A 17,809-nucleotide genomic window follows, 5' to 3' on the forward strand; every position below is an offset into this window, starting at 1 on the left:
GCCGAAACGACACGTGTGTCACTCTCGATGACGAGCGTCCCGAGGCCCCGGTTCGAGCTTGGCTCCCGGGCCTCGGGGTGCCCAGCGAGACCCCACCCCCGATGCCGGTGAACTGAGGATGCGATGAACCCACGACACGACGTCCTGGTCGTCGGCGAGGCCCTGATCGACGTCCACGACGACGGCATGACCATCCGGGAGCGCCTCGGCGGCAGCGCGGGCAACATCGCCGTGGGCCTGGCCCGGCTGGGCCGGGACACGCTGCTGCACACGTCGATCGGCCGCGACGAGCGCGGCGACGACATCACCGCGTACCTGACGGCGTCGGGCGTCGGGCTCTCCGACTCGTCCGTCACGCCGGGGAGCTCGTCGGTGGCGCGTGCGGTGCTACGGGTCGACGGCTCGGCGCGGCACGACTTCCGGATCCACTGGGCGCCCGCGGCGGACCCGGGGACGGCCACCGCGCGCTGCGTCCACGCCGGCTCGGTCGCGGCGTACCTGGAGCCGGGTGCCAGCACGGTGCTGGACCTGGTGTCCCGCTCCCACGGCCGGTCCCTGATCACGTTCGACCCGAAGATCGAGCCGGCCCTCGTGGGCGCCCGCGAGGACGCCCGCCGGCGGACGCTCCAGTTCGTCGAGCTGGCCGGCATCGTGAAGGCGCGTGAGAGCGATCTCACGTTCCTGTACCCCGACGACGACCCGGTCGACGTCCTGCGCGACTGGATCGGCCGAGGTCCCGACCTGGCCGTGCTGACCCGCGGTCCGCACGGCGCCACCGCCGTCACGGCCCGCGGGGTCGTCGACGTGCCGGGCATCTCCGTGCTCTACGCCGAGGCCGGGGTGGGCGGGGGCGACGCGTTCATGTCGACCCTGATCGACAGCGCGCTGACGCTCGACGCCGACGTCAGCATGCGCTGGCTGCGCTCGGGCGCCCCGGTGGTCGAGCAGGTGCTGGCGCGCTCGGTGCAGGCGGCGGCCCTCACGGTCGCGCGGCTCGGCGCCGTCCCGCCCACCGCGGAGGAGCTCGCCTCCGCGGGTGCCTAGGCTCAGGCCTTCCACACCTGGACGACGCTGGGACGGGGTCCGCCCCACCGGCCGTCGGTGAGCGACCCCGGCGCCACGTAGTCGGGGAAGTAGGAGTGCTGCTGGGCCCAGGTGCCGTTCTCCCCGGGGTGCTGGACGGCCACGTAGACCATCTCGTCCGCGTCGCGCACCACCGGCCCGCACGTCTCGGCCTCGGCCGGCACGGACAGGAACTGCTGGACTCGGCCGCGCTCCGGACCCTCGAGCGGCACCTTGAACAGGCCGTCGCCGTACCCGATGACGCCGGGCGCCCCGTCGGTGGCGAGCCACATGGCGCCGGTCGAGTCGAAGGCGACGTTGTCCGGGCAGGAGATGGGGGAGACCTGGTCGGCGGGGAACCCGGCGAAGTAGGTCGACGTGTTCGTGGCGGGGTCGCCGCAGAGCAGGAGGATGCTCCAGCCGAAGCTGGTGGCGGCAGCGTCGTTGCCCGCCTCGGTGATCTCGATGACGTGGCCGTCGCGGTTGTTGGTCCGGGGGTTGGGCTCGACCGCGCCCTCCTTGCCGGCCTTCCCGCGGTCGGTGTTGTTGGTGCACACCACGTAGACCCGGCCCGACGTCGGGTGCGGCTCGACGTCCTCGCAGCGGTCCATCTTGGTGGCACCGGCCACGTCCGCGGCGAGCCGCGTGTCGACCAGGACCTGCTCGGTGCTGAACCCGGGGACGTGGCTCACGCCGTCGATCACCAGCGGGATCCACTCGCCGGTGCCGTCGAACGCCCCGTCCGAGGGGAGCGCGCCGGTGCCGGTGATCTCCGCGGCGGCGGAGTCGCCGGTGAACCGGGCGACGTAGAGGCTGCCGGCGGTGAGCAGCGTCTTGTTGTGCCGACGGCTGCGCTTGCTCGACCCGGGCCGGTAGGAGTCCGTCGAGACGAACTTGTAGAGGTAGTCGAACCGCTCGTCGTCGCCCATGTAGGCCACGGCCCGCCCGGTGCGCCCGATGACGACGTTGGCACCCTCGTGCTTGAACCGGCCGAGCGCGGTGTGCTTGACGGGCGGGCTGTACGGGTCCAGCGGGTCGACCTCGACGATGTACCCGAACCGGTGGGGCTCGTTCTCGTAGCCGGGGGTGCGCGCGTCGAACCGGGGGTCCACGGCCTCCCACCCGCGTGCGGTCGCCCTGTCGGCCAGGCCGTAGCGCAGGTCGGACGCGCTGGTGCCGGCCGTGCGGAAGTAGCCGTTGAAGTTCTCCTCGCCGGACAGCACCGTGCCCCACGGCGTGGTCCCGCCCGCGCAGTTGCCGAGCGTGCCCCGCACGGTCGTGCCCGTGGGGTCCTCGACCGTCCGCAGCAGCGCCGAGCCCGCGGCGGGGCCGCTGAACGTGAACGGGGTGCTCGCCGTGATCCGGCGGTTGAGCGGGGCGCCGACGACGTACTTCCACGGCCGGCGCTTGCGGGTCCGGTACAGCTGCACGATCGACATCCCGTGCGCGGCGATCGCGATGCGGCGCTGCTCGTCGAGCTGCTCCGGCGTCACGGCCGGCGGAAACATGATGCTCTCGTTCGTGTACTCCTGGTTGGCGACGAGGATCGCGCTGTACCCGAGCGGTCCCTCGATGATGTCGAGGTAGTCGTTGTTGTAGCCGAACTGGCGCTCCTGGAGCTGCGCGGTCTGGGCGTTCGGGTCGAACGCGTCGCGCGCGGAGAACAGCGGGTCTCCCCAGCGGATGATCGGCGACCACCGGTACCCGTCCGGCACGACGAACGAGTCGGCGGACGCGGGCACCGGCGCGATCGGGGTGAACGCCAGCCGCGCGCCCGGACGACCCCCCGCGGCGGCAGGCAAGGCGTCGCCGACGGCGGCACCGACGACGATCGCACCGCCGGCGGCGACCGCCCCCCACAGCACCGAGCGTCGGGTCATGCTCGCGCTCGCGATGTCCCGGAAGTACGCGTTCTCGCTGGTGTTGGGCACCGGGTGGAAGCAGGCGTCGGCGCACTTCAGGTGACAGGTCACCGCGGACCGCTTGCCCGCGGTGTGCCCGGCCATGGGCAGCAGGGGACGTCGGCCGGTCTCCTGGTCATCGGTGGTGGTCATCGCGGGAACCCTCCGTCGCCGTGCACGCTCTGGTGCTCCCACGGTGCCGGTCGGCCGGATGCGGCAGAACGGACGCCGGATGGCGGCCCGGTGAACGTCTCGGGAACGGGCGGCGGACGTCACTCCACCCGCAGGTCCAGCCCCATGGCCTCGACGAGCGTGACCGCCTGCGGCAGCGTGATGATGGCGCGCTCCAGCGTCGTGGACACCGGGTCGATCCCCGTGAGGTCGCTGCCCCGCAGGTCGCACCCGGTCAGGTCGGCCCGCAGCAGCGACGCGCCGGCCAGGTCGCAGTCGCGCAGGGTGCCGCCGACCGCCCGGGCGCCGGTGAGGTCGGCCTCGCGCAGGCGTACGCCGGTGAACGTCGCCGAGTGCAGGTCCGCGCCGGGCAGGGCGACGAACGACCAGTTCCCGCCCTCGACCTTGGTGATGTCCCACGTGCAGCCGTCGAACCGCGAGCCGACCAGCTTGCACCGTTCGAACCGGGCGTCGAAGAAGTTCGAGCGGTGGAAGGTGCAGTTCACGAACGCGGCGTCGGTGTGCACGGACGCGTTGAGCTTCGCGTTGCGGAAGACGCACTCCTCGAAGACGGCGCCGACGCCGAACGCCTCGGTGAGGTCCAGGTCCAGGAACTCCACGTTGCGGAACTCCTGCCCGGACAGGTCCCGCGCGTACCAGTCCTCGCCCCGGATCACGGTGGTGGTCGACGGCATGTCAGACGGCCGGCCCGGTCTCCTCGAGGAGCCGCAGGGCGGCGCTCACGCGGGGGTTGCGCTGCGGGTCGGCATCGATACCGAGCGTGGCGTACATCCCGTTGACGTGGTTCTGTACAGACTTCTCCGTGATGCCCAGACGGTCGCCGATGCCGGCGTTCGACAGGCCGGACGCCAGCAGCCGGAGCACCTCGTACTGCCGGTCCGTGAGCCGGGCGACCGCCGACCCGGCCCGCGGGGTCATCCGCGCGATCAGCGCGGGGTCGAGCACCGTCTCCCCGACAGCGGCCGCGCGCACCGCGTTGACCAGCACCTCCTCGCTGGTCGAGGACGTCTTGGACAGGTAGCCCCAGCCCGAGGCGACATCGGCGGGCAGGTCCAGCAGGAGGTCCATGGCGTCGTGCGCCGACAGCAGCAGGATGCCGAGCGTGGGCATCCTGCGGCGCAACGTCACGCCCAGGGAGATGCCGTTGCCGTCGGGCAGGTCGATGTCCAGGACCACGCAGTCCACCAGGCCCGGGCGCAGCATGCGGGCGGCCTCCGTGGCCGTGCCGATGGCCGCGACGACGTGCAGGCCGGGGGTGCCGGACAGGGTGTGCTCGAGCATCGACCGGAACAGCGGCTGGTCCTCGACGACGGCGATGCGCAGGGGGTTGGTGCTGGGAACACTCATCGGCGCCAGTATCGTCTGCGCCGGGGTTCCCCGCGCGCCACGCGCCGCGGGACCCTGAACCGAACGCGTCACCGGGCGCGCCACCGACGACGTCGAACGGAGCACGCGCCCCATGACGACCCCGTCGACGGACTCGGCCGCGGTGCTGGCTCTCCAGCGCGGCGACCTGCGACGTGACCAGATCACCCTGCTGCGCGGCACGGCGATCGTGGCGCTGGGCTACGGGTTGGGCGCAGCGCTCCAGCTGACCTACGTGTTCGCGGCGGACAGCCCGGCGTGGGCGTCCGTCCCGTTCTGGTCACGGCTCGCGTCGAACATCGCCGAGGTCGCCATCCTCGTCGGGGTGCTCGCGGCGTTCCAGGCGCACCGCGCGACCCGCGTCTGGTGGATGGTCGCGTTCGTCGTCTCCGCCTCGGCGGTCGCAACCGTCGGCCGCTTCGGGGCCCAGCTCCTGTTCGGGGTGCACGAGGACCCGTCCGCCGCCGTGCGTGAGGCCGAGGTGGTCAGCGGCTTCATCCTCGCCGCGATCTCGGGCGGGATCGGCATGTGGGCCATGGCCACCCGGCGGGTGGCGAGGGTCCGCACCCGCGAGTCCACCCGGAACGCGGTGCACGTGGAGGTGGCGCTCAAGGCGCTCGAGCAGGAGGAGATCCGGGTCCGGCGGGCGGTCGCGGAAGGCTTGCACGGCACCCTGCAGAGCAAGCTCGTGCTCGTCGACGCGCGGTTGGCCGACGTGCTCGCCCGCGCCCGGGAGCGCGGGATGGGCGCCGACGACGTGGAGTCGCTGGCGTGGGTGCGCACCGAGCTCGACGAGACTCGTGAGATCGACGTGCGCGAGATGAGCCGGCTGCTGTACCCCGACCGCCTCGAGCTCGGGCTGGTGCCGGCGCTGCGCGCGCTCCTGGGCCGCATCCCGGCCAGCATCGCCACGCGGCTGGCGGTGAGCGACGCCGTCCGGACGCTCGACGACCCGACCGCGTGCACCCTGACGGTCAGCGAGCGGCTGCTCGCGGTCCGGGTGGTGGAGGAGGGGCTGACCAACGCGCTCAAGCACGGCCCCGCCTCGTCGCTCGCCGTCGAGCTCGACGTGGCCGACGGCGTGCTGCACGTGAGGGTCGAGAACGACGGCGAGCTGTACGACCCCGCCGTCGCCGGGACGCCCTCGGGCACCGCCCGGCTGGGAATGCGGCTCAACCTCGTCGGCGGTCGGCTGGTCCTGTCGCCCGGTGCCGAGAAGGGTGCTCGCCTCGAGGCCTGGCTGCCCCTGGGGGCCGGCGCACAGTAGGACGTGTGTCCAGGTTGGGACGTCCGCCGGATTCGTCCGGGGTGAAAGAAACCGGCCTTTCGGGCCCCCCAGGTGCTGCCACCCAGACTTGGACGGGTGACCATGTCGATGAGACCTACGTTCGCGGTCGACCGCCACTGTGGCGAGTCTCCGTGTGGGTTTCGGTGAGGTACCGATTCCCCGGCACCTCACCCTCAGGAGAATCACCATGGCTTCCACCAAGTCCAAGAAGTCCCGCAAGGGCATCGCCGTCGCGCTGGCGTTCCTCGGCATCGCGGGCCTGTCGCTCGCGTCCGCCGCGCAGCTCAACCTGACCAACACGTCCTCGGCGCTGCCGCAGGCCGCCACGACGACCGTGACCGGCGCCTGCCAGCAGACCGACATCGCCGTCTCGTTCGGCACGACCCCGGTCGCGGGCACGCTGGCCACCGGCGCCTCGTTCGGCTACAACGCGACGGTCGACAGCCTGGTGCTCACGAAGATCGACGCCAACTGCGCCGGCAAGACGATCAAGATCGCCCTCGGCGACGCCACGGGCACCAAGCTCGGCACCGAGTACAGCTCCACCGTCGTCGCCGGCGGCGGCCCCCTGTCGCTCACGCTGAACGGCACCACGCCGCTCGTCACGATCCCCGCGGCCGACGTCTCCAAGATCGCGAAGGTCTCCGTCACGATCTACTGACGGAACCTGACCCGAGGCGTCCCTCCGTGGACACGAGCACCGCCGAAGCAGCCGACCGCACCGGTCGGCTGCTTCGGCGCGTCCGGGACGTCTTCTTCTGGGTCGCCGTCGCGGCCTGCGCGTGGCTCCTGTGGCCGTCCAGCGTCGGCGGCTGCACCACCCTGATCATCGTCAGCGGCCACTCGATGGAGCCGACCTACGCCACCGGGGACCTCGTGGTCGCGCGGTGCGGCGAGCCGGCCGTCGGCGACGTCGTCGTCTACCGGCCGACGGAGCTGGGCGGCGACGCCCGCATCATCCACCGGGTGATCGGCGGCGACGCCACCGGGTGGCAGATCCAGGGCGACAACAACGACTGGGTCGACCCGTTCGCACCGACCAACGACGAAGTGATCGGTGTCGCCGCGATCCACATCCCGAAGGTCGGCCTCGTGGCCTCGGCGATCGCGAGCCCGTGGATCTGGGCCAGCCTGATCGTCCTCGCGATCGCCCTCCTGGTGTGGCCGCGCGACGAGGACGACGAGGACGACGAGGAGCCGGCTCCGCCGGTCGGTGCCATGAGCTCCCGCGACGGGTCCGACCCGGTCCCGGAGCTCGACCCGGTGGCCGGATCATGAGCCACCGTCTCCGCGGCGGGGCCGTCGCCGCCCTGATCGCGCTCGCGACGCTGGTCGCCCTGATGGTGGCGCCCGGATACGCCGCCGGCCTCACGCTCGTCGGCAAGTCCAGGCCCTTCGCGGCCACGTCGTCCAGCTGCACGACCGGCACCCTCACCGTCGCGCCGAGCGGCACCCCGGTTGCCGGGAAGTACACGGCGGTCACCGTCTCCGGGATCAAGGGCTCCACGTGCGCTACCGGCCGCGTCATCGTCTACGGGTCGTCGGCCCCCGGCACCATCGTCTTCACCGGCACGGGCACGGTCACGGGCACGACGATGACGGCGACATCGTCGGCGTTCACCCCGCCGGCCTCGGCGGCGGCGGCGGTCTACCTGACCCTCAACGGCTGGCTCGTGCGGGCAACGTGGGCCTATACGCCCCCGCCGCCCCCGCTGCTCAGCTGCACGACCCCGTACGACGCGACTGCGACGTGCACGGCGACGGTCGCCAGTGGGACCCAGTGGCCTACGCCGCCGACCGACTACCTCGGGATGGTGCGGATCAGCACGACGTCGACGACCGCCGTGCGGTGGCGGATCACGATGAACCTGTCGGACGCCACCCTCCCGTTCCTGGCGAAGGCGCTGCTCGACACCCAGGGCGGCCTGGTCCTCATCGGCACGGTGGACTGCGCCGCGACCCCGCGGACGATCACGGTCGAGGGGACGACCGCCTGGGGCAACTACAACACCGTGGTCGCCGGGCGGACCGAGAACCTCCAGGTGCACGGGTACTCCACGGTCCAGTCGGGGACCCTGCTCCTGCGCTGCCCGTGACCGGACGTCAGTCCAGCGGAGCCAGCTCCGGCCGCTTCGGCACGCGCTCGTCGCCCGACGACTTCCCGCGCAACCGCCGGGTGGCCCACGGGTAGACGTGCTCCCGCACCCAGGCGGCGTCCTCGCGGGCCTTCGTCATCCGGGGTGTCGGCGGCAGCGGGGTGAGCGGGTCGTCCCAGGAGGCGTCGTCGGGGTCCAGCCCCAGCCCCACCAGGGCGCCCTGCGCCACGCGGGCGTGACCGTCGGTGGTCAGGTGGATGCGGTCGTCGGCCCACATCCGCCAGTCCCGCAGCGAGCGCATGCCCCACAGGTCCACCACGTAGGCGCCGTGCCGACGTGCCATCGACCAGATGAGCGCGTTGTAGATCCCGACCCGGCTGCGCGTGGCCTTCACCAGCGGGCTGTCCGCGGCGTCGACGCCCGTGCCGAGCAGCACGTCGACGCCCGCCTCGCGCAGGCGGACGACGCCGGCCTCGAGGTTGCGGGCCAGCCGGTCGATGTCGGCGGTGGGACGCAGGATGTCGTTGCCGCCGCCGACCAGGCTCACGAGGTCCGGCTTCAGCGCGAGCGCCGCGGGCACCTGCTCGACGAGGATCGGGCGCAGCAGCCGCCCGCGGATGGCGAGGTTCGCGTACTGCAGCGGTGACTCGCCCGCGGCGGAGCGTCGCTGCGACAGGTGCGACGCCAGCAGGTCCGCCCATCCGCGCTGCGGTGCCTCGACGCCGTCGGGGGAGTCCCACAGGCCCTCGGTGAACGAGTCGCCGATCGCCACGTACCGGGACCAGGGCGGGATCTGGTTGCTCACCGGGACATTGTGCCCGCGCTCGCGAACTCCTCAACTCACCTGTGTCCTGGTCGATGGGCCGGGTGAGGACCAGGTCCCGCACTCGGGGCAGGGCGCGTCACGACCACACGATCGTGACGCCGACGCCGAGCAGGATGCTGACGCCGCCTCCACGCGCACGACCGCGCCCACGGAGGGGAGCGTCATGACGTCGACCCGAAGACGCGTCGGCCCGTCGTCCGAGCGGCTGTTCTGGGCAGGCTCGCTGGTCGGGCTCGCCATCGCGGGCATGTTCGCGTCCGCGCGGTTCGCGGGACAGACCGTCTCCGCCGCCTCGGGGTGCGACACCTCGACGGTCGACTGGGGCTACGAGGTCGAGCTGAGCCCTGGCACGGGGGCCTACTCGCTCGCCGGGACGCGCTTCGACCGGGTCCCCCCGGGGTGTGCCGGCGCGCGGGCGGTGATCGTCTACCGCGACGACCAGCAGGTGCAGCACCGGTCCGAGGTGGTGCTCGTCGCCGGGCTGGTGGACCAGCTGGCCGACGAGGTGTGGACCGCGCACGCCCTGACCAGGGCCTCGTGGGGGATCGTCTCGGGGACCTGATCAGGTCAGCGACCAGTCCACCGGGTCCGCGCCCTGCGCCACCAGCAGCTCGTTGACGCGGGAGAACGGCCGGGAGCCGAAGAACCCGCGGCTCGCGGACAGCGGGCTGGGGTGCACGCTCTCGACCGTCGGCACGGACCCGAGGGCGGGCTTGAGCGACTGCGCGTCCCGCCCCCAGAGCACCGCGACGAGGGGGCCGCCGCGCTCGACGAGGGCCGCGATCGCCCGGTCGGTCACCGCCTCCCACCCGTGCCGCCGGTGCGACGCGGGCGCCCCCGGACGGACCGTGAGCACCCTGTTGAGCAGCATCACGCCCTGGTCGGCCCACGGGGACAGGTCGCCGCTGGTCGGGGGTGCCACGCCGACGTCCGCCACCAGCTCGGTGAAGATGTTGGTCAGCGACCGCGGCAGGGGCCGGACGTCGGGCTGCACCGAGAAGGACAGGCCCATCGGGTGCCCCGGCGTCGGGTACGGGTCCTGGCCGACGACGAGCACGCGAACCTCCGCGAGCGGCCGCCGGAAGGCCCGCAGCACGGCATCTCCGGCCGGCAGGTAGCTGCGCCCGGCCGCGACCTCGTCGCGCAGGAACTGCCCCGCCGCGCGAAGCTGCGGCTCGACCGGTGCGAGGGCGACGGCCCAGTCGGGGGCGACGAGCTGGTCCAGCGGCGCGGCGGTCACGCCCGCGAGGCTACCGATCCTGCGCCGCGTGGACGACCGCCGCGGCACACGGGCGACGACGCGCCGACGGGAATGACACGCGTGTCATTACGGTCGTACGATGACGGCTGTCGGTCAGCACCCCGGGTGCGGGCCGAGCCCCCGAGAGCACAGGAGGACGCATGGACGCCGCGACGATCACCGTCGGTCACATCCCGGCACCCAGCAGCCCCCGCCCGGCGGAGCTCTCCGAGCGCGACGAGCAGGTGCTCGCGTTCGAGCGGCAGTGGTGGAAGTACGCGGGCGCCAAGGAGTCGGCCATCCGCGAGCTGTTCGACATGTCGGCCACGCGGTACTACCAGGTGCTGAACGCCCTCATCGACGACCCGGCGGCCCTCGCGCACGACCCGATGCTCATCAAGCGCCTGCGCCGCATGCGGTCATCGCGCCAGCGCGCTCGCACCGCCCGTCGCCTCGGCGACGCCTGATCCACCCGTCTTTGTGCGCCGCCGTCCGCATCGCTGCACGTGACACGGCCCACGTCAGGCCGCAGGTGGACCCGCCCCCATGGCCTGAGCCGTTAGCCTGTCGGCCGTGAGCAAGGCGGAGTACTCCTATCCCGAGGACGAGTTCGACGTCCCGTCGAATCCTGACGTCCCCCGAGGCGTGCACCGCGCCCCCCGCTCGGCGTGGAGCAGGTGGTGGCCGTTCCTGGCGGTCGTCGTGCTCGCACCCGTGCTCGCGTTCGCGGCCGTGAACTACCTGGCGCGCGACGGCAACCTCCCCTCGCTCCCGGGCACGTCGACGGCGCCCGAGGCGCAGGACGAGACACCGGCAGACACCCCGACCGAGGGCGAGACTCCCGCGGACACCGAGACGACCCCGGTGGACGAGCCCGCGGCGCCGACCCCCGTGCTCGACACGCCGATCGTGGTGCTCAACGCGGCCAGCATCGGCGGCCTCGCCGCGACGCAGGCGGAGAAGCTCACCACCGCCGGGTTCACCGCCGTCACCACCGGCAACACCGAGGCGACCACCGACGACTCGGTCGTGTTCTACGCGACCGAGGACCAGGTGGCGACCGCCCAGCTGGTCGCCGACACGCTCGGCCTGAGCGCCCCGACCCTCTCCGCGGCGGACGCAGGAACCGGCATCTCCGTCGTCCTCGTCACCGACCCCGACGCCTGACCGGTCAGCTCGGACGGACCCGAGAACACCCTGGTCGGCGCGGGAGCGCGGCCACTAGGCTCTCGCGCACCGGACGCCGGCGGAGCGTCCGGGCACCGGACGTCGAGGAGCACGGCATGGCCCAGGGCATCGTGAAGTGGTTCAACGCGGAGAAGGGGTACGGCTTCATCACCCCGACGGGGGGAGGCCAGGACCTCTTCGTGCATTTCAGCGCCATCCAGTCGGACGGCTACCGGTCCCTCGAAGAGGGCCAGGGCGTCGAGTTCGAGGTCGGACAGGGCACCAAGGGACCCCAGGCGGAGCAGGTCCGCGGTCTCTGACCCCCCACCTGGACGGGCCGTGCACCCCGGGGTGTGCGGCCCGTCGGCGTGTCACCCCTCGAGTGCGTCGAGGGCCAGCAGCACGCAGGCCGCGCTCCAGCCCAGCGGTGCGACGGCCGCGGGGGAGCCGTCGGCGAGCACCTTCTCCGGCAGCGAGCCTGAGGGCGTGCGGTGGGTGTCGAGGAACGTGAGCCAGCCGTCGGCCAGGTCGGCGTCGCCGCTCTCCGCCGCCACCCACGCGTAGAGCGACGTCTGCGGCGTCCAGGAGACTCCGTCGTCGCGCCACCCCGCCCCGGGCGCCAGGCCGTTCGCAGGTCGCACCATCGCCACCGCGGACGCCCGCCACGCCTCGTCGGCACCGGGCACCGCGGCGGTGAGGAAGGGCGGGAGCAGGAAGGCGCTGGCGGCGTCCGCGTGGCCACCGTCGGCGTACCGGCCGAACCCGGTCGGGCCGAACGCGCGGATCACGGCCACCTTGGAGCGGATCGAGGCGTCGAACGCGGACCGGGCGAGTGCGTCGTCGCCGGTGAGCACCAGCACGCCCGACGCCTGCTGGAGCCCCGCGACGAGCGGCGCGACCGTGCCGAGCGTGAGGGCGTCCTCGGGCACCTCCCAGTAGTCCGGCGACGCGGGCGGGAGGCCGTCGCGCGCGACGAGGTCGATCGCGTGCCGGGTGGAGCGCAGCAGCAGCGGGCGCAGCTGCTCCGCGGCCGCCGCGCGGTCGTCGGGGTCGGCGATCTCCGCGAGCACCATGCCGGCCGCCCACAGCGCCCAGCCTGTGCCGTCGGTCTGCACGCCGCGCTCGTCCGGAGGCCCCGACCCGTCGGGCAGGTAGCGCGCCTGGAACGAGCCGTCCGGCGACTGCACGCGGTCGAGGAAGCCGAGGATCTCCAGGGCGTCGTCCACGTGGCCGGTGCGGGCCAGCGCGACGGCGACGAACGAGGCGTCGCGCGGCCACACGTACCGCCACTTCTCCGACCAGGCCGCGACGGCCGCCCCGTCGGGGAGCATCAGCGCGTGCAGGTCCAGCAGGGCCGCGCGGGCCATGTCCTCGTACGGTCCGCCGGCGCCCGGGACGGTGCCGGACGCGAGCCAGGCGCGCTGGCGCCCGGCGACGGTGGCAGCTGCCCGGACGGTCGCCTGGTGCCCGGTGGGCGCTGCCCCGGTGACGACGCGCGTGAGGGTCGACGCGGCGGGGTCGACCACGTGGGTGCCGGGCAGGAACGTCGCGTCGGTGCCGACGGCGAGCGGCACCCGCAGACCGCCCGCGTACGTGGTCAGCCCCTCGAGGTAGAGCGGGATGGTCGCGTACCGGCTGGCCGGCGCGTCGCCCGAGACGGGTGCGGCGGGACCGTCGGCGGCCAGAGCCCCGGCGGGCGCGGTGGCGACGATGGTGGTGGTGGCCGCGACGACGAGCGCGGTGGCCACGAGCCCGCCCGTGCGGCGGGGGAGGTCGGCGTGGCGCGGGCGGCGCGACGGGCGCAGGGGCGCGACGAGACTGCCGACGGTCCGCCGACCACCAGTGTCGACGTCGTCGTCGTGACCCAGCACACGCGCACGATAGCGCTGGTGGGCGCCTTGCGGTGCCGCGGGGAGCGCTGCTCACAGCGAACGCTGCTTGCACTCTCGGGGGTCGAGTGCTAACCATTGGACTTAGCACTCTCCGGTGGAGAGTGACAGAATCACCACGGCCGTCAGGTGAGGGCCGTCGCACGCGGGACAAGACCGCGGGTGGCGTGCCCGTCCGTCGCGGGCACCCTCGGCCGACCCGAACCCAGTGAAGGATCACAGCCCCATGGCCAAGATCATTGCCTTCAACGAGGAGGCCCGCCGCGGCATCGAGCGGGGACTCAACATCCTCGCCGACACCGTCAAGGTCACTCTCGGCCCGAAGGGCCGCAACGTCGTCCTGGACAAGAAGTGGGGCGCCCCCACGATCACCAACGACGGCGTCTCCATCGCCAAGGAGATCGACCTCGAGGACCCCTTCGAGAAGATCGGTGCGGAGCTCGTCAAGGAGGTCGCCAAGAAGACCGACGACGTCGCCGGCGACGGCACCACCACCGCCACCGTGCTCGCCCAGGCGCTCGTGCGCGAGGGCCTGCGCAACGTCGCGGCCGGCGCCAACCCGATCGCCCTGAAGAAGGGCATCGAGAAGGCCGTCGAGGCCGTCACCGCCGCCCTGCTCGCGCAGGCCAAGGAGGTCGAGACCAAGGAGCAGATCGCCGCCACGGCCGCGATCTCCGCCGGCGACCAGGCGATCGGCGACCTCATCGCCGAGGCGCTCGACAAGGTCGGCAAGGAAGGCGTCATCACCGTCGAGGAGTCCAGCGCGCTGGGCCTCGAGCTGGAGCTGACCGAGGGCATGCGCTTCGACAAGGGCTTCCTGTCGGCGTACTTCGTCACCGACCCGGAGCGCCAGGAGGCCGTCCTCGAGGACGCCTACGTGCTGCTCGTCGAGTCGAAGATCTCGAACGTCAAGGACCTGCTGCCGCTGCTGGAGAAGGTCATCCAGGCCGGCAAGCCGCTGTTCATCGTCGCCGAGGACGTCGAGGGCGAGGCCCTGGCCACGCTCGTCGTCAACAAGATCCGCGGCCTGTTCAAGTCGGTCGCCGTCAAGGCCCCCGGCTTCGGCGACCGCCGCAAGGCGATGCTGCAGGACATGGCCATCCTCACCGGTGGCCAGGTCGTCTCCGAGACCGTCGGTCTCAAGCTCGACACGGTGGGCCTCGAGGTCCTCGGCACGGCGCGCAAGATCGTCGTCACCAAGGACGAGACCACCATCGTCGAGGGCTCCGGCGACGCCGCCCAGATCCAGGGTCGCGTCTCGCAGATCCGTGCCGAGATCGAGAACTCCGACTCGGACTACGACCGCGAGAAGCTCCAGGAGCGCCTCGCCAAGCTCGCCGGTGGCGTCGCCGTCATCAAGGCGGGCGCGGCCACCGAGGTCGAGCTCAAGGAGCGCAAGCACCGCATCGAGGACGCCGTGCGCAACGCCAAGGCGGCCGTCGAGGAGGGCATCGTCGCCGGTGGCGGCGTGGCGCTCATCCAGGCCGGCAAGACCGCGTTCGAGGGCCTCAAGCTCGAGGGCGACGAGGCGACCGGTGCGCAGATCGTGAAGCTCGCGATCGAGGCCCCGCTCAAGCAGATCGCGATCAACGCCGGTCTCGAGGGTGGCGTCGTCGTCGAGAAGGTGCGCAACCTCCCCGTGGGTCACGGCCTCAACGCCGCGACCAACACGTACGAGGACCTGCTCGCCGCGGGCGTCAACGACCCGGTGAAGGTCACGCGCTCCGCCCTGCAGAACGCGGCGTCCATCGCTGCGCTGTTCCTCACCACCGAGGCCGTCGTGGCCGACAAGCCGGAGCGCAACAACGCGCCCTCCGGTGGCGGTGGCGGCGACGACTTCGGCGGCGGGTTCTGATCCGCAGCTGAGGCGCTAGCAGTCTCTGGACGGGCCGGTCACCTTCGGGTGACCGGCCCGTTCGTCGTCCCCGGGGCGGGGAGCCGGCGAGATCGGCAGTTCCCGCTGAGATCGGCACCTGCAACTGCCGACGTCGGCGGCAGCTGCCGATCTCGTCCGGTCGCTGCCGGCTACTGGCGGTAGCTGGACAGGAAGTTGCCCATGCGTTCGATGGCCTCCTGCAGGACCCTCGCCTCCGGGAGCGTGACGATGCGCAGGTGGTCCGGGGTGGGCCAGTTGAAGCCCGTGCCCTGGACCAGCAGGATGTGCTCGCTGACCAGCAGGTCGTAGACCAGGCGGGCGTCGTCGCGGATCTCGTGGACGTCCGGGTCCAGGCGCGGGAACAGGTAGAGGGCACCGTCGGGGCGGACGCAGTCGACGCCGGGGATCGAGGTCAGCCCGCGGTAGGCCACGTCCCGCTGCTCGTGCAGGCGACCGCCGGGGGCGATGAGGGCGTCGATGCTCTGGATCCCGCCGAGGGCTGCCTGGACGGCGTGCTGGGCGGGGACGTTCGGGCACAGGCGCGTGGACGCCAGGAGGGTGATGCCCTCGAGGAAGCCGGTCGCGTGCTCGCGTGGTCCGGTGACGACGAGCCAGCCGGAGCGGTAGCCGGCCACGCGGTACGTCTTGGACAGGCCGTTGAACGTCAGGCACAGCAGGTCAGGGGCGACGGTGGCCATCGGGATGTGCTGGGCGCCGTCGAACAGGATGCGGTCGTAGATCTCGTCGGCGAGCAGCAGGAGGCTGTGCTCCCGCGCGATCTCGGCGATGCCCTCCAGCACGGTGCGTGAGTAGACCGCGCCGGTGGGGTTGTTGGGGTTGATGACGACGATCGCCTTGGTCCGGGGGGTGACCAGGGAGCGTAGGTGCTCCAGGTCGGGCTCCCAGCCGGCGGACTCGTCGCAGCGGTAGTGCACGGGCACGCCGTCGGACAGCGAGGTCATCGCGGTCCACAGGGGGTAGTCGGGGGAGGGGATGAGCACCTCGTCGCCCTCGTCGAGGAGTGCCTGCATGACCATGGTGATGAGCTCGGACACGCCGTTGCCCAGGTAGACGTCGTCGACGTCGATCTCCGGGAAGCCGGGCTCGGTCTCGTACCGGGTGACCACCGCGCGACGGGCGGAGAGGATGCCGCGCGAGTCGGTGTACCCGTGCGCGTGGGGGATAGCGGCGATGACGTCGCGGACGATCTGGTGCGGCGCCTCGAACCCGAACGCGGCGGGGTTGCCGGTGTTGAGCCGCAGGATGGTGTGGCCCTCGGCCTCGAGCCGGACGACCTCGTCCAGGGCGGACCCGCGGATCTCGTAGAGCACGTTCTTGAGCTTCGACGACTGGTCCAGCGGGCGCAGGTGCGGCATCCGTCGAGCGTATCGCCGGCCCGTGACTGAACCGGGACCGGTCCGAAACAGACCGTTTACGGGGGCTCGTCGCTGCCTGAAACACCCCGTCCCTAGGTTCGTCACCCATGGGCACAGGGATGTATACAGCGCGGGACACAGCGCGGTGTCACGCACTGTCCAGGGCCCGGGTCCGGCACTGCCCCTCAGCTTCTTCAGCGAAAGGCATCGTCCGTTGAACACACAGTCCAGATTCAGCACGCGCGCTCTTGCCCTCCCGGCGGCCGCCCTGGTCGTCGCCCTCGGCGTCGCCGGCTGTGGCGCCCGCACCTCCGACGACCCCGGCGCCGACAGCTCGGCGTCGTCGGCCTCGTGCGTCGACACGTCCGGCGACACCGTCAAGATCGGCTTCCTCAACTCGCTGTCCGGCACCATGGCCATCTCCGAGCAGACCGTCCGCGACTCGCTCGACCTGGCCGCCGAGGAGATCAACGCCGACGGCGGGGTCCTGGGCAAGCAGCTCGAGATCGTCGCGGAGGATGGCGCCTCCGAGCCCACCGTGTTCGCGGAGAAGGCCGAGAAGCTCATCTCGTCCGACTGCGTCGCCGCGGTGTTCGGCGGCTGGACGTCCTCGTCGCGCAAGGCCATGCTCCCCGTCTTCGAGGCCAAGGACTCGCTGCTGTTCTACCCGGTCCAGTACGAGGGCCTGGAGGCCTCGCCCAACATCTTCTACACGGGCGCGACGACCAACCAGCAGATCCTGCCCGGCATGGACTACCTCAAGGAGCAGGGCAAGTCGAAGATCTTCCTGGTCGGCTCCGACTACGTGTTCCCGCGGACGGCCAACAAGGAGATCATCGCCTGGGCCGGTGCCAACGACGTGGAGATCGTCGGTGAGGAGTACGCCCCGCTCGGGCACACCGACTTCGCGACGATCGTGAACAAGCTCAAGGGCTCGGGCGCCGACGCGGTGTTCAACACCCTCAACGGCGACTCCAACGTCGCGTTCTTCAAGGAGTACAAGAACGTCGGCCTGGCCGCGGACACGCTCCCCGTCGTCTCGGTGTCGATCGCCGAGGAGGAGGTCGGTGGCATCGGCATCGACAACATCGTCGGCCAGCTCACCGCGTGGAACTACTACCAGACGGTCGACAGCCCCGAGAACGCCACGTTCGTCGAGGCGTTCAAGGCCAAGTTCGGCGACGAGCGCGTCACGTCGGACCCGATGGAGGCGGCGTACACGTCGCTCTACCTGTGGAAGGGCATGGTCGAGAAGGCCGAGTCGTTCGAGGTCGGGGCCATCCAGGAGGCGGCCGGCGGCGTGACGTTCGACGCCCCCGAGGGCACGGTCACGGTGAACGGCGACAACCACCACATCGCCAAGACCGCGCTCATCGGCAAGATCGGCCCCGACGGGCTCATCTACACCGAGTGGTCGTCGGACGGCCCCATCGAGCCGGACCCGTTCCTCGAGGGCTACGACTGGGCCGAGGGCCTGTCCTGACCCACCCCTGACGCGGTGGCCCGGCGGCTCCTCTGTGACGCCGGGCCA

The 17,809-nt window shown here is 72.1% G+C and carries 18 protein-coding genes; 11 read left to right on the top strand and 7 right to left on the bottom strand.

Annotation, left to right across the window (positions count from 1 at the left end; all coding sequences use genetic code 11):
* Window positions 1–123: 123 nt before the first annotated feature.
* The gene (locus HP550_RS16795) at window positions 124–1,044 is read left to right on the top strand and encodes a PfkB family carbohydrate kinase (RefSeq protein ID WP_175348828.1); all 921 of its coding nucleotides are present in this window, start codon (window positions 124–126) and stop codon (window positions 1,042–1,044) included.
* A gap of 2 nt (window positions 1,045–1,046) precedes the next feature.
* Here HP550_RS16795 and HP550_RS16800 read toward each other — a convergent pair whose 3' ends face one another.
* The 3 genes from HP550_RS16800 to HP550_RS16810 all read right to left on the bottom strand — a co-directional run bounded on the left by HP550_RS16800 (window position 1,047) and on the right by HP550_RS16810 (window position 4,502).
* Window positions 1,047–3,116: a PhoX family protein gene (locus HP550_RS16800; protein WP_175348829.1), complete on the bottom strand. Its 2,070-nt coding sequence runs from the start codon at window positions 3,114–3,116 to the stop codon at window positions 1,047–1,049.
* Window positions 3,117–3,235: 119 nt separating this feature from the next.
* On the bottom strand, window positions 3,236–3,829 hold the full coding sequence (locus tag HP550_RS16805; RefSeq protein ID WP_175348830.1) for a pentapeptide repeat-containing protein: 594 nt from the start codon (window positions 3,827–3,829) through the stop codon (window positions 3,236–3,238).
* A gap of 1 nt (window position 3,830) precedes the next feature.
* The gene (locus HP550_RS16810; protein WP_175348831.1) at window positions 3,831–4,502 is read right to left on the bottom strand and encodes a response regulator; all 672 of its coding nucleotides are present in this window, start codon (window positions 4,500–4,502) and stop codon (window positions 3,831–3,833) included.
* A gap of 112 nt (window positions 4,503–4,614) precedes the next feature.
* Here HP550_RS16810 and HP550_RS16815 point away from each other — a divergent pair, with 112 nt between their 5' ends.
* The 4 genes from HP550_RS16815 (at window position 4,615) to HP550_RS16830 (ending at window position 7,904) form a co-directional block, all read left to right on the top strand.
* Entirely contained in the window at window positions 4,615–5,787 is a 1,173-nt protein-coding gene (locus tag HP550_RS16815) for a sensor histidine kinase (protein ID WP_175348832.1), read from the top strand.
* Window positions 5,788–5,995: 208 nt separating this feature from the next.
* Window positions 5,996–6,469, top strand: a complete 474-nt coding sequence (locus tag HP550_RS16820; RefSeq protein ID WP_175348833.1) for a hypothetical protein — start codon at window positions 5,996–5,998, stop codon at window positions 6,467–6,469.
* Between the two features lie 26 nt (window positions 6,470–6,495).
* Window positions 6,496–7,086 carry a signal peptidase I gene (locus tag HP550_RS16825; protein ID WP_175348834.1) on the top strand — a complete coding sequence of 197 codons (591 nt, stop codon included), beginning with the start codon at window positions 6,496–6,498 and terminating at the stop codon, window positions 7,084–7,086.
* Entirely contained in the window at window positions 7,083–7,904 is an 822-nt protein-coding gene (locus HP550_RS16830) for a hypothetical protein (RefSeq protein WP_175348835.1), read from the top strand. Before HP550_RS16825 ends, HP550_RS16830 begins: the two co-directional genes overlap by 4 nt.
* 7 nt (window positions 7,905–7,911) lie before the next feature.
* On the opposite strand, the gene HP550_RS16835 is transcribed toward HP550_RS16830, so the two are convergent.
* Window positions 7,912–8,709, bottom strand: coding sequence for a GDSL-type esterase/lipase family protein (locus tag HP550_RS16835; RefSeq protein ID WP_175348836.1), 798 nt, complete (start codon window positions 8,707–8,709; stop codon window positions 7,912–7,914).
* 184 nt (window positions 8,710–8,893) lie between these two features.
* Here HP550_RS16835 and HP550_RS16840 point away from each other — a divergent pair, with 184 nt between their 5' ends.
* Window positions 8,894–9,292 carry a hypothetical protein gene (locus HP550_RS16840; protein WP_175348837.1) on the top strand — a complete coding sequence of 133 codons (399 nt, stop codon included), beginning with the start codon at window positions 8,894–8,896 and terminating at the stop codon, window positions 9,290–9,292.
* Here the strand turns inward: HP550_RS16840 and HP550_RS16845 are convergent, their stop codons facing one another.
* A complete protein-coding gene (locus HP550_RS16845; RefSeq protein ID WP_175348838.1) occupies window positions 9,293–9,970 on the bottom strand; it encodes a uracil-DNA glycosylase in 678 nt (225 codons plus the stop codon). It lies immediately after the preceding gene.
* 161 nt (window positions 9,971–10,131) lie between these two features.
* Between HP550_RS16845 and HP550_RS16850 the strand changes: the two genes are divergently transcribed.
* From HP550_RS16850 to HP550_RS16860, 3 genes are all read left to right on the top strand, one after another.
* Complete coding sequence (locus HP550_RS16850) at window positions 10,132–10,437, top strand: DUF3263 domain-containing protein (RefSeq protein WP_175348839.1); 306 nt, start codon at window positions 10,132–10,134, stop codon at window positions 10,435–10,437.
* A gap of 106 nt (window positions 10,438–10,543) precedes the next feature.
* Window positions 10,544–11,137 (top strand): LytR C-terminal domain-containing protein, encoded by a 594-nt coding sequence (locus tag HP550_RS16855; RefSeq protein WP_175348840.1) that lies wholly within the window; start codon window positions 10,544–10,546, stop codon window positions 11,135–11,137.
* Between the two features lie 116 nt (window positions 11,138–11,253).
* A complete protein-coding gene (locus HP550_RS16860) occupies window positions 11,254–11,457 on the top strand; it encodes a cold-shock protein (RefSeq protein WP_175348841.1) in 204 nt (67 codons plus the stop codon).
* 51 nt (window positions 11,458–11,508) lie between these two features.
* Here HP550_RS16860 and HP550_RS16865 read toward each other — a convergent pair whose 3' ends face one another.
* Window positions 11,509–13,008 (bottom strand): glucosidase family protein, encoded by a 1,500-nt coding sequence (locus tag HP550_RS16865; protein WP_175348842.1) that lies wholly within the window; start codon window positions 13,006–13,008, stop codon window positions 11,509–11,511.
* Window positions 13,009–13,252: 244 nt separating this feature from the next.
* On the opposite strand from HP550_RS16865, the gene groL reads away from it, so the two are divergent.
* Window positions 13,253–14,881, top strand: a complete 1,629-nt coding sequence (groL, locus tag HP550_RS16870; RefSeq protein WP_175348843.1) for a chaperonin GroEL — start codon at window positions 13,253–13,255, stop codon at window positions 14,879–14,881.
* 170 nt (window positions 14,882–15,051) lie between these two features.
* Here groL and HP550_RS16875 read toward each other — a convergent pair whose 3' ends face one another.
* A complete protein-coding gene (locus tag HP550_RS16875) occupies window positions 15,052–16,278 on the bottom strand; it encodes a pyridoxal phosphate-dependent aminotransferase (protein ID WP_175348844.1) in 1,227 nt (408 codons plus the stop codon).
* A gap of 214 nt (window positions 16,279–16,492) precedes the next feature.
* Between HP550_RS16875 and urtA the strand changes: the two genes are divergently transcribed.
* On the top strand, window positions 16,493–17,761 hold the full coding sequence (urtA, locus tag HP550_RS16880) for an urea ABC transporter substrate-binding protein (RefSeq protein WP_175348845.1): 1,269 nt from the start codon (window positions 16,493–16,495) through the stop codon (window positions 17,759–17,761).
* The last annotated feature ends 48 nt before the right edge of the window (window positions 17,762–17,809 follow it).

This window comes from Cellulomonas humilata, assembly GCF_013359775.1.
Taxonomy (GTDB): Bacteria; Actinomycetota; Actinomycetes; order Actinomycetales; family Cellulomonadaceae; genus Cellulomonas; species Cellulomonas humilata.